This window comes from Streptomyces sp. BE303 (assembly GCF_036290945.1).
Taxonomy (GTDB): Bacteria; Actinomycetota; Actinomycetes; order Streptomycetales; family Streptomycetaceae; genus Kitasatospora.
The window spans coordinates 1-11,409 of the sequence record NZ_JAQYWZ010000455.1; the positions used below are offsets into that span (position 1 = coordinate 1).

The window sequence follows — 11,409 nt, forward strand, 5'->3', positions numbered from 1 at the left end:
CGCCCGGCGACGACATCGGCTGGAGCGTGCCGAGCGACGAGCTGTTCCAGTTCTGGTCCGACCAGTTGCAGGCGACCGACCTGACGCTGTACGGGCGCAAGCTGTGGCAGACGATGAGCTCCTACTGGCCGACCGGCGACCAGCAGCCCAACGCCACCCCGGCGGAGATCGAGTTCGCTCGTCGCTGGCGGAACATGTCGAAGGTGGTGTTCTCCTCGACGATCGACAAGGTCGACTGGAACACCCGTCTGGTCACCGGCGACGCGGTCGCCGAGATCACCCGGCTCAAGGCCGAGGACGGCGGCCCGATGGACATCGGCGGCGCGACGCTCGCCGGGGCGGCCATGCGGGCCGGGCTGATTGACGAGTACGTACTGGCCACCGCGCCGGTCCTGGTGGGCGGCGGCACGCCCTTCTTCACCGCGCTGGACAACTGGGTGAACCTCAACCTGGTGGAGACCCGGACGCTTCCCTGCGGCGTGGTCCTGACCAGGTACGAGACGAGGCGCTGAGCGCCCGTTCTGGAGTAGTCGGCCGGCGGGTACAGGCCCGGCGGGCCGGCTGGCGCGGCCTGGAGGAGGAGCAGCGGGACCTGCTGTCGGCGATCGGCATCGAGGAGGATCCGACCCCGGGCCGGTGGCCTCGAAGGCCACCGGCGAGGCGATGTCCCGCTGTAGATCCGACATCCCGCCATGCTGCCCGTCAGCACCTCCCGAACGCGGCCCGGGTCCGTTGACGAACCCCGTATTGGCTCCCCCGGGGCCTCCCTCCGGATCGGCCGGGACGGAACTAGGGCACCCGCCCGCCGTCCCGGCCGATGTTCGGCCGGTGACGGATCACCGTGGCCGCAAGCCGGTGGCCACCGACCGCATGTGGGAGATCAACATGGGCACCCCCGCCGGCCCGTTCCGGATGATGGACCGGGTCGGCCTGGACGTCGTCCTGGACATCGAGGAACACTACGCCGCCGAACGCCCCGACCTGCCCGCCGGCCCGCGCGAGCTACTGAGGACGCACGTCGACGCGGGCCACCTCGGCGTCAAGACCGGGCAAGGCTTCTACGGCTACCCCACCGCCGGCTGAACCCGGACGCGTCGGAGACCCAAGCACAGACCGCGTTTGCGGGCACGGCGGCTGCGGCCGGACGACCGGGTGCCGATGGCGCCCGGTCGAAGGCACAGACGCTCCGCCCACCGCTCGGACCTGGTCGCCGACCGCACCCGCACCGTCAACCGGCTCCGCAGCCTCCTGAACGGCATCTTCCCCGCGCTGAACCGGTCCCTGGACCTCACCGACGCCGGGCCGTCGACGCTGCTGAGTCGAGTAGCCGAGGGGAATCTCACCCCTCGGCTCTCGCAGATCGGAACGTGACAATCTCTTGTCACTCCGCTCTTGTCATCCTGATCACCAGGCCAACGCCGCCGGTGTCGTGTCCGGCCAGTGCGCGAACAGCCGCGGATACCGCTTGGCGATCTCCTGGAGCTTCGCAATGGCCTTCCGCAACGGCGACAGCCGTCGATACTTCCTGCGGATCCAACGCACCAAGTAGGCATTGATGCGCTGAAGGAACGGGATCAGTACCCAACGGCCGTAGCGGCCGTAGTAGTTGATCCACCCCGCGACGACGGGATTGATCCGCCGCACGAGGTCCATGAGGGTCGAGCCGGTGCGGTGGTGCAGCCGCCAGGAGCGGACTTCCGCACTGATCTTCTTCAGGGCGTCCTTGCTGATCGCCGGCGAGAAGGACAGGAACGTCTGCCCACTCCGGGTCCGGCTTGCCCTGGCTCGGAATGTGTAACCCAGAAACGTGAACTCCATGTGCTCGTACGAGCCCTGGCGCTTCGCGTCCCGGCAGTACACGATCCGGGTCTTGGCCGGGTGCAGTTCCAGCCCGACCTCCTCCATCCTGTTCCGGAGCGCGGCCAGCACCTGGCGGGCCTGGCGCTCGGTGACGCAGTGCAGCACCGCGTCGTCCGCGTAACGTTCGAAGGTGACGTTCGGGAACTCCCGCTCATCCACACATCGAACGCGTAGTGCAGGAACAGGTTCGCCAGCACGGGAGACACCGGGGCGCCCTGGGGCGTCCCGCGTTCCCGTTCCAGCAAGGCGCCGTCGGGCATCTGCATGGGAGCAGCGAACCATCGCTGCACATACAAATTCACCCAGACGGCGTCGGTGTGAGCTTCCACAGCCTTGACCAGCAGATCCCACCGGACGCTGTCGAAGAACTTCCGGATGTCGATCTCGACCACCCAGTCGCGCTTCCAGCAGCGTTCCCGGCAGGCCCCGACCGCGTCCAGCGCCGACCGTCCGGGCCGGTATCCGTAGCTGTCCGGGTGGAAGATGGGATCCACCCGCCGCATCAGATACCGCGCCACCACGGTCTGCGCCACCCGGTCGGAGACATTCGGAATGCCGAGCCTCCTCATGCCATCACCGTGAGGCTTGGGAATCTCTACCGCGCGCACCGGAGAGGGAAAGTAAGAGCCCGACGACATTCGATTCCAGACCTTGTAGAGATTGTTCCTCAGGTCCTTCTCGAACTCTTCGATGGACTCGCCGTCCACGCCCGGAGCACCCTTGTTCGCCCTGACTTCCTCCCATGCCTCCTTCACTTCCCACTTTGAAATCTCGAACGGCTTGGCCTGTGACTTCAACCGGCCCATCGAATTCCTCCCAGAAGACCTCTGGTTGATACGACATACACGGTCACGGACGACCCGGCCCCTTCGCTCCACCTCCATTACAGAGGCTTCATCACTACTACGGACCGGTCCGCCGGCGCACTCCGCGTCGGTACTCAACCCCTTGCGGTTTCGGCCGCTTGGGGCGCTCCCTCTCGCCACCCGTACCGGGTGGACAGTGTCGGAGCACGCCTTCTCCTGTTCCATGCGAGAGCAGCAGACCGGGCTCACGTCGCCTTCATGCCGGACACCGCCTGGCCAATAGGTGGGCTCCCGCCAGACTCATCCCGAGACAAACCGGAGCGCCTCGGTTTCGATGTCGTCTATTCTGTTTTCGACACGTCAGCAGCGATTCGCTTGCGCTCGTCTTCCCGATCCCCACCTGACACCTCTTGGATGCCTTTTCCTCATCGCTCACCACGACGGTCTTCAGCCAACGCAGCATGAGGTGGTTTGAAGCCTCCCCCCCCCACAGGGCGACTCCGAAGGGCCGAAATCCTTCATCTCTCGCACAGCACCATTTCCAGAAGCTGCCCTACTACCAACTCCCATCCATGTTCAGGACACACCCGGCTATCAGACCCCGTCCGCCCTACGACGGTGTGCCGGGTCGTGCAGTGGCCCGGCTCTTCGGTGCCAGGCGTTCATCTGCCGCCGGGCCGTCGACGAACTCGGCGCCGATTTCCGCCAGACGCTCAGCCGCGTAGGACGCGTCGATCAGTGCCTCGGGGGTGTGGATGCCCGGCGGAACGGCTTCGCCGCGCAGCCCGATCAGCCGCTCGACACCGAGGGCGACGCCCAGCGCGGTCAGCGGCCGCTGCCCTTCCGGATGGACGAGGTAGCGGTGCAGGCTGCGCGGCTGCCCTCCCGGGCCGGTTCCTTCGACGTCGATGCGGACCTCGACGGAGGCGGGGCCGCCGCGTCGCCGACGCGCGGACTCACCGACGGCGAAGTCGAAGCGGACGTTCGGCGCTCCCGTCGCCAGGGCAAGACTCTGCACGTCGAGGATGGCGATGCTCTGGCCGGGTACCAGGATCCCGTCGGAACTCGGCACATCCGTCCGTGCATCGGGTTCGGCGACCCAGGTGAACACGCCGTCACGGCGTACCAGTCCGGCCGAGGTGGCGGTGGCCCATCGCTCCAGATCGGCCAGCCCCGCGGGGCCGCCGGCGTCCAACTCGTCCAGGACGGCGCCGATCCGAATCGTGTCGATCTGTTCGAACTCCCTGGTGGCATACAGCACCGCCAGAACACCGACCCCCGCACAGAAGTGACTTGCCACCAAGATCGGTGAGCTGTAGGGCCGTTGGGCGCTCGCGACGATCTCCGGCGCGATGTCCACCAGGCCGCTGGAGATGCTCAGGTAGGGCAGCCCGCGCTCCTGCGCGTACCGCAGCCCCAGCAACCGGTCGTCCCACAGCGCGGCGACGACCGCCAGGTGTTCCCCGTCGGCCGAGAGGCCCAGATCCCCGCGCCGCAGGTCGACGGTCGCGGCGGTGGCCACGCCGAGTCCGTCGGCGACCCGCTGCGCGCGGCCGACGTCACGGCCCGCGATCGTCAGGGGCAGTTCCGGGTGCCATCGGCGCAGCACGGCGGCGGCTCCCGCGCCCGCCTGACCCGAACCACCCAGAATCAGAACCGAGTTGGGCTGTCCCATGGTGAGTCTCCTTCTCGATCACCAACCTACGTTTTGTAACCTACGTTTTGTAGCATAGCCTGGAAGGCGACAGCAAGGGAGGACCATGGCGACCGCACCGACCCGCCTGCCCAAGGCCGCCAGGCGGGAGCAGCTGCTCGACACCGCCATGGCGATCGTGCGCGTCCGGGGCGCCGACGGGCTCACGCTGGCCACCCTCGCCGAGGCTGCGGGCGTCAGCAGGCCGATCGCGTACGACCACTTCGGCACCCGCCCCGGCCTGCTGCTCGCGCTCTACCGGCGCCTCGACGAACGCCACCGGGCCTCGGTCGCCCAGGCACTGCAGGACGCCGCGCCCACTGTCGAGGAGGTCGCCCGCGTCATCAGCGCCGCGTACTTCGCCTGCGCCACCGACATGCCGGAGCTCAACGCCGTTTCCGCGGCGCTGAAGGGCGATCCGGACATGGAGGCGGGCAGACAGGAGATGACCGACAGCTATGCGGACCTGATGGCCGCCGCACTGCGGCCGTACACCCACCTTGAGCCCGACACCCTCCGGCTGTACTGCGCCGGCGCGCTCGGTGCGGCCGAAGCGCTCGCCGCCGTACTGAACCGCGGACGAGCGTCCGAGGACGATGTGACCGACACACTGACGGACCTGGTCGTAGGCGGACTCCAGGCCCGAACCGACAGCCGGTGACCACGGACACGCGGACACGTCGTCCTAGCCGGACGTGACCCGCCTGCCGGACGGGCCTGCTCACCGGCCGGCCGGGCCGGCCGGTTCGCGAACCCGGCGGACCACGGCGGGGGCACAGGACTCCCCCACGGTGCCGGCCGTCCGGGGAGTACTCGCCGGTCGCGTCCCGAGATGTCGTCTCACGCCTACACGGAGAGCGTCCGGGCCTCCTGGCCGTCCTGAACCACGGCTACCGGCTCTCCTCGGCGGGTGCGCCCAGAATGCCGGCACCGCCGGCCCGGTGGGCGACCCGGACCCGGCGCTCACCCGGCTCCGCGCCCGCCTGAAGCGGCGTGCCGACACCCTGGGACACACCGAGACGCCGCCCCGCCCGTGACCGAGGCGGCCCGCGCGGACGCCGAGCACCGCCTCGGCCGACCACTGCCCGCCGACCTGCGGGCGCAGTATCCGCTCGCCGACGGTAGCCGGGGGCGGCGCCTCTGGCCTGTTCGGCAACCTCGGCCGGACACCGCCGGCCCGACCGGTCTCCGCCGACGCCGACCTGCGGAAACCTGTACAGACCGGCCGGGAGAACCACCGGGATGCGGTCGTCGTGCCTCGGAGAGCCCGGGCGACGGTCACTCCGGGTGCGTGACGGCCGCGAGGGCGCGCTCGCGGACGTCCGCCGACGGGTGGCGGCGAAGCTCGCGCAGGAAGGCCCGCCACTCCCCGGGCCAGCCGAGGCGGCCCCCGAACGCCTCCGTCAGCGCGGCGGCGAACAGTCCCGCGGCCGCGCCGGTGTCCCCGTCCCGGCGGGCGGTCCGCGCCAGCGCGTCGAGCGTCCCGGGCGGCGGAAGCGGTCCCGAGGCGTGCTCCCGCGACAGTGCGAGTGCGGTGAGCGCGGCCGCCGCCGGGCGGCCCTGATGGGCGTCGGCGAGCGCGCCCAGCGCGGCCGTCAGCGCCTGCGGCCCGGCTGCGGGGTCGACCAGGCCGCGCAGCGCGGCCGCCCTGATGCCCGCCAGGTCGGGTTCGGCGGCGAGCAGGTCGGCGATGCCGGCGAGCAGCGGCCGGTGGTCGTCGTCCGCGGGCAGGTCGGCGAGGTGGGCCAGCCTCCGGCGGGACGGCAGGTCCCGGTCCTCCCCCGCCTCGGGGGCGTCCGTCCGCGCGGCGGCGGCGAGTTCGACGACGGTGCCGTGCAGCAGGCTACCCGGGGCGGCGCCGCCGAGGGGGTGCGGCAGTCCGGAGGCGGCCAGCGCCCGGACGGCGCCCGCCGCCTCCCGCCACGCGCCTCGGTTCGCCGGATCGGTGACGGCCCGTCGGGCCACGTCCGCGGTCCCCGGGGCCCAGACGGCCCACCACGACAGTGCGGCGAGGGCGGGCGCGGCGACCTCCGGCTCCGGCGCGGCGGCGACGGAGGCCACCAGGTGGGCGTAGCGGGCCCGGTGGATCCCGGGGAGACGCCCCGGGTCGGCCCGGAGTACGGCGCGGCGCACCGGTGGCTCAGCCGGTCCGGCGGCCTCAGCGAGCAGTTCCCACACGGGTTCGGCGTCCAGCAGGCCGGTCGCGAAGGCGACCGCGGCCGCGCGCACGTCGCGGTGCTGGCCCTCGACGCGGTACGCGCCGACCAGCAGGTCGGCGGCGGCCCGCGACGGCAAGTGCTCCGCGGCGAGGCGTACGGCTTCCTTGCGGCTGGTCACCTTGCTGTCCCGGGCCACGGACAGCAGATCGCCGAGCCGCTGGGCGAGGTCGCCGGGCGGGGCGAAGCGGGCGGCCCGGGTGGCCGCGTAGACCGCCACCCGGGCGCGGTCGCCGCCCGCGTGGGCCAGGAGGTCGCCCAGCGCGTCGGCAGGACGGTCCGTCCAGGCCAAGGCGGCGAGCGCCGCCTCGACGAGCACCACCTCGGAGGAGTCCAGCTGGGCGCGGACGACCACCTCTCCGTACTCCGGGATCCCGGCGGCGGCGTGGACGGCCCCGGCACGCCCGTGCAGTGGCAGGGTGGCGTCGTTCGCCGCCGCGGCGGCGAGGCGGGCGGCCGCCCGCCACTGGCGCGGCGTCCAGCGGCCCGCCGACCGGGTCTCCGGCAGGGGCGCACGGTGCGGCCGCTTGAGGAACCGCCCGTACGGCGGGGTGGGGGCGAGCAGCGGGTCGAGCAGGTCGGTGCGCTGCTCGGCCAGGACGGCGCGCACCGGTGCCAGGACGGCGGCGGAGGGTTCGAGTTCGAGGATCTCGGCGACCCGGGCCCCTCGGGTGCGCGGGTCGTCCAGCCACAGGGCGGCGGCTGTGCCGAACGCCGCGTCAGACCCGAACTGGAGGGCGTGCAGCAGGAGTTCCTGCAGCTCCGGGACGCCGCGGGCGCGTCGGCCGAGGGAGCGGGCCAGGGTGAACAGCAGCCAGTAGTCCGCGGTGTCGGCCATGGCGTCCAGCCACGGCCGCAGGGTCGCAACCACGGCATGCTCCTGGCCCCGCCGCAGCCGGTGCTCCAGGCGGCCGAGTTCCACCGTGCCGGTCTGCCCGGCGATCCGCCGCAGGCTCCGCAGTGCCCAGGCGACCAGCTCCGTTCCGTCGGCGACGGCGTGCTCGCGCAGCACCTCGGTGACCAGCCGCTGCAGGGCGGCGCGGGTGGCGTACGAGCAGTCACGGGCGTCGACCGCGTCGTGCACGGCGGCGTCGAGGAGGGGGACCGCCTCGCGGGTCAGCAGCCGTGCGGGCACCTGGACGAGCGCGGTCAGCGCCGCGCAGCGCACCGGGTCCTGCTCGTTGCGCAGCCGGGGCAGCAGGCCGAGCGCGTCCAGGACGGCGGCCCGGTCGTCGGAGGCGGCCGCGTTGGCGAACAGGGCCGTCCAGGCGGCGGCCCGGTCGTCGGCGTCCGGGCGGGAGAGCGCGGCCCGCAACTGCGGCTGGGCCTCCTCCGTGGGCAGGTACGCCAGGGCGGGGGCGATCCGGGCCCAGGGGTGGCCCTGCGCGCGGTGCGCGGCGACCTCCCGCCGTGCCTCGGCATGGCGCCGGGCGTGCGGGAACAACGGGAACAGGAGCGGGAGTTCGCCCTCCTTCGGGAGTGTTCCGGCGTAGACGAGGTCGAGGAACTCGTCACGCCGGCCCGGCGGGAGGGCGCGCAGCAGGGCGGCGAAGCAGCGGGGCGCGGCCAGCCATCGGCGGCCCAGGGCTGGGAGCGAGGGCGGGTCGGCGCGCACCAGCCGGCGCAGCGTGCCCGTCGACGGCGGCGTGGTGTACTGGCCGACCGTGCCGCGTCGCGGGTCTGCGAGGAGTCGGACGGTGCGCTCGGCGTCCGTGGCGGCCAGCGGCGGCAGGTGGTCGTGCCACAGCGGGAGGTTCGGTCCGAACCGTTCCAGCAGGTCGAGGACCCGTCCGGGGCGGGCCCGAACGGCGGCGCCGAGGACGCCGGCGAAGGCGTACCGCTGCCCGAGCCGCAGCGCCTCGGGGTGCTCGGCGAGGACCCGCTCCAGGTGGTCCAGGACCTCGTCCGGGAAGCGGGCGGCGAGGGGGGCGAGCGGTACGGCGTGCGCGAGCTCGGGCAGGATCCGGGCGACGAACCCGGGGCCGCAGGCGGGGAGCAGCCGGGCGGCCTCGGTGTCGCCCCACTCGGCGCGCAGAAGGACCACCAGCCGCTCGGCGAGCCCGTGCCGGCGACCGCGCCGGACAGCCCTGGCGAGCTCGCGGCGAAGGGCGCAGGAAGCGCCGGTGAAGGCCGCCTCGATCGCCTCGTCCGGGACGCCCTGGGAATGGGCGGCGCGCAGGGCGTGGCCACGGACCACCGGGTCGGGGTCGGTCAGCCGCTCGATGAGGTGGCCGGTGGCGCGGCCGGCCGACGCGGCGAGTGCGGCCAGCCGTCGGCCGTACACGCCGGAGCGCTCCAGGTCGGCCAGCAGCGCCGGGAGTGCACCGTCGACGGCGATCTCCCCGGCCCTGCGGGCGACATGGCGTTGGCGCTCCGAGTGGGAGAGCGGGTCGAGGTCGGCGAGCAACTGATCGGCTTCGTACGGCATGCGGCCATTCTGGACGGCGCGGTCGGTTCCTCCCACCGAGTTTCCTGCGCATCGGCGGCCAGGTGGGCCACGAGGTCGTCGAGGTGGGTGAGCAACTCGTCGGGGGGCAGGTCGATGTCGGCGAGGGTACGGACGGCGGTGCGCAGCCGTCCCATGGTGGCGGAGGCGTGAATGCCGTGGCCCACGACGTCGCCTACGACCAGAGCCACCCTGGCTCCGGACAAGGGGATCACGTCGAACCAGTCGCCGCCCACCCCAGCCCGGGCTCCGGCCGGAACGTAGCGGTTGGCGACCTCCACGGCAGTCTGCTCGGGCAGCCGCTGCGGCAGCAGGCTGCGCTGCAGGGTGACGGCCGTACGGCGCTCACGGGTGTAGCGCAGCGCGTTGTCGATGCAGACAGCTGCCCGGGCCGCCAGCTCCTCGGCCAGCACCAGGTCGTCCTGCTGGAACGGGTCGGGATGCCGGTGGCGCGTGAAGACGACGACGCCCAGGGTGGCGCCGCGCGCCGACAGGGGCACAACCATCATCGAGTGGAAGCCGAACTCGCGGATCCGGGAGGCCCGGAGCGGGTCGTGGGTCACCCAGTCGTTGATCGCGGGGTCGGTCACCTGGTGCAGCACGGTGCGTCCTGAGCGCAGGCCCGCCACTGGCGGGGAGTTCTCCGGGTACTCGTCCACCTCGCCCGGGGCGACGGCCGCCTCGGGGGTTCCCGGATACACGGACTGGTGGGCCATGCGCCGCAGCCTGAGAGGACCGCGCGCCGTCGGCGTTCCCCAGGCCGGCTCGTGCAGATCGTCGAGGGACGTCAGCAGATCGACGCTGACGAAGTCACTGAGATTCGGGACCGCCACATCCGCCAGTTCCTGCGCCGTCCGCGTCACGTCCAGCGTGCTGCCGATGCGGGTGCCGGCCTCGACGATCAGCTAGAGGCGATTTCGGGCCCAGTACTGCTCCATCATGTCGTGCGCGGAGCGACACACCCCTTGGAGACGGCCTTCCCGGTCCCGTATCGGCGACATGAGGACCGACCAGGCGTGCTCGCGGGTCTCCCCGGCAACCCTGTCTCGATGTGCTGCTTGCCGGTCTCCAGCACCCGCAGCATGGCCTGCTCCGCCCGGTCGCCCGCGTCGTCGTCTACGATCTCGTTCACCCGCAGCCCGCGCATGTCCGACTCGCTGAGGGCCACATACCGCTCCATGTCCTCGTTGGCGAGCCGCAGCCGAAGCCTGGTGTCGTACAGCGCCAGCGCGCGGTCCGGGGACTGGGTGAAGCTCCACGCCACCATGGGTTCGTCCGCGGGCCGGACCTGCGACCCGGCCAGCGGCGAGACGAGAAACCACGAGGCGCCTCCTCGCTCCGGCGTCCGGTGATGCGCCAACGCCCTGACCTGCAGACTGCGGCCGTCACGGTGGCGCAGAGCCAGCGTGCCATTCCACCTCGGTAACTCGGACAAGGGGAGGAGACCCTCCGTGGTGGGCGTGCGGGCGAGCAGCGAGGCTGCCGGACGGCCCAGGACGTCCGCCGCCGCATACCCCAGAAGACGCTCGGCGCCCTCGCTCCACCCAGTCACGGTGCCGTGTTCATCCACGATGGCGCGTGCGGTCAGCCCCTCGCCGACGATGTCGACGGACCGCGCTTCGTGGCCGTCATAGGTCCCCTGTTCCATGGACCCTCCACCCGCTCCACTCGCCAGGGCCCTGTGCCGCCGAGGCAACCCCGGGGCGCCGGACACTCCGGACTGTGATCCATTGTCGTGCTTGCCTGCCATCTCGGCATGTCCTGCGAACCTCGCGGGCAGCAGTACCCGCGAGGCGGGCCCGCCACCCTGGTCACAGGCGGCGGAATGTGGTGGGGCTCCCGGGGCACCCCTACGAACCCCGTGCACCGACGAAGTCGCATGTCAGGGCTTGTCGGGCGTCCATCGTGGCTGGAGGCCCGACCGAGAACACTGGCTCGACGCTTCAAGGGATGAACCGGATGATTCCGGCCGAACTCGCGAGTACACCGGTCGGAGGCCGTTCAGCCCTTGGCGCAGCGCAGGAACTCACAGCGGCTACTGTCGGGCGCATTTCAGCTTGTCCAGGTCGACTGCATTGGCCGTTTCCCGCATTCCCGCGATGCCCAGCTGGTCGAGGTAATCCTCGAAGGCTGTCGGCGGTCGCGGGTGCGCGCTTTCGCCGGGAGGCGTCCGCAGCAGGAGGTGCCGTAGCGAAGGACGGCCGGCCTCGCCGTGATGTGGCGAGGCCGGCGACCTCAGGGGCCCGCCTAGTGCTGGATTCCTCTTTGGATGGGTATATGTGCTGGTGGAGGGACGGTTCGGTCGGTCAGGGGTGGGTGGTTCGGGGTGGTGCTGCGGGCGCGGCAGAGCCGTGATTCGGGCGAGGAAGCTATGGTTCGCCGATTGGC

Annotated in this window: 7 protein-coding genes and 3 pseudogenes; 4 read left to right on the forward strand and 6 right to left on the reverse strand. The window is 72.0% G+C overall.

Features of this window, described 5'->3' with window-relative positions; translation table 11 throughout:
• From PUR56_RS08780 to PUR56_RS43355, 3 genes and pseudogenes are all read left to right on the forward strand, one after another.
• The coding region (locus PUR56_RS08780) for a dihydrofolate reductase family protein (protein ID WP_329948463.1) at positions 1–512 on the forward strand (512 nt) is incomplete at its 5' end.
• Positions 513–828: 316 nt separating this feature from the next.
• On the forward strand, positions 829–1,083 hold the full coding sequence (locus PUR56_RS08785; RefSeq protein WP_329948464.1) for a 3-hydroxyacyl-CoA dehydrogenase family protein: 255 nt from the start codon (positions 829–831) through the stop codon (positions 1,081–1,083).
• Positions 1,084–1,185: 102 nt separating this feature from the next.
• A pseudogene (locus tag PUR56_RS43355) lies at positions 1,186–1,320 on the forward strand (IS110 family transposase); the annotation flags it as partial.
• Between the two features lie 84 nt (positions 1,321–1,404).
• Here the strand turns inward: PUR56_RS43355 and PUR56_RS08795 are convergent.
• From PUR56_RS08795 to PUR56_RS08805, 3 genes and pseudogenes are all read right to left on the reverse strand, one after another.
• Positions 1,405–2,019: a group II intron maturase-specific domain-containing protein gene (locus PUR56_RS08795; protein ID WP_329948465.1), complete on the reverse strand. Its 615-nt coding sequence runs from the start codon at positions 2,017–2,019 to the stop codon at positions 1,405–1,407.
• Between the two features lie 56 nt (positions 2,020–2,075).
• Positions 2,076–2,891: pseudogene (locus tag PUR56_RS08800) on the reverse strand (reverse transcriptase domain-containing protein); the annotation flags it as partial.
• Positions 2,892–3,276: 385 nt separating this feature from the next.
• Entirely contained in the window at positions 3,277–4,341 is a 1,065-nt protein-coding gene (locus PUR56_RS08805; RefSeq protein ID WP_329948466.1) for a saccharopine dehydrogenase, read from the reverse strand.
• 85 nt (positions 4,342–4,426) lie between these two features.
• On the opposite strand from PUR56_RS08805, the gene PUR56_RS08810 reads away from it, so the two are divergent.
• The gene (locus tag PUR56_RS08810) at positions 4,427–5,020 is read left to right on the forward strand and encodes a TetR/AcrR family transcriptional regulator (RefSeq protein WP_329948467.1); all 594 of its coding nucleotides are present in this window, start codon (positions 4,427–4,429) and stop codon (positions 5,018–5,020) included.
• 617 nt (positions 5,021–5,637) lie between these two features.
• On the opposite strand, the gene PUR56_RS08815 is transcribed toward PUR56_RS08810, so the two are convergent.
• From PUR56_RS08815 to PUR56_RS43365, 3 genes and pseudogenes are all read right to left on the reverse strand, one after another.
• A complete protein-coding gene (locus tag PUR56_RS08815) occupies positions 5,638–9,003 on the reverse strand; it encodes a hypothetical protein (RefSeq protein ID WP_329948468.1) in 3,366 nt (1,121 codons plus the stop codon).
• A gap of 116 nt (positions 9,004–9,119) precedes the next feature.
• A pseudogene (locus PUR56_RS43360) lies at positions 9,120–9,884 on the reverse strand (PP2C family protein-serine/threonine phosphatase); the annotation flags it as partial.
• A gap of 74 nt (positions 9,885–9,958) precedes the next feature.
• Positions 9,959–10,669: a PAS domain-containing protein gene (locus PUR56_RS43365; protein WP_443034465.1), complete on the reverse strand. Its 711-nt coding sequence runs from the start codon at positions 10,667–10,669 to the stop codon at positions 9,959–9,961.
• Positions 10,670–11,409 lie beyond the last annotated feature (740 nt).

Bases quoted from the DNA above. Each gene is read 5' to 3' on its own strand.
- PUR56_RS08805 (WP_329948466.1), bottom strand. From the start codon at position 4,341: ATGGGACAGCCCAACTCGGTTCTGATTCTGGGTGGTTCGGGTCAGGCG.
- PUR56_RS08810 (WP_329948467.1), top strand. From the start codon at position 4,427: ATGGCGACCGCACCGACCCGCCTGCCCAAGGCCGCCAGGCGGGAGCAG.
- PUR56_RS08815 (WP_329948468.1), bottom strand. From the start codon at position 9,003: ATGCCGTACGAAGCCGATCAGTTGCTCGCCGACCTCGACCCGCTCTCC.
- PUR56_RS43365 (WP_443034465.1), bottom strand. From the start codon at position 10,669: ATGGAACAGGGGACCTATGACGGCCACGAAGCGCGGTCCGTCGACATC.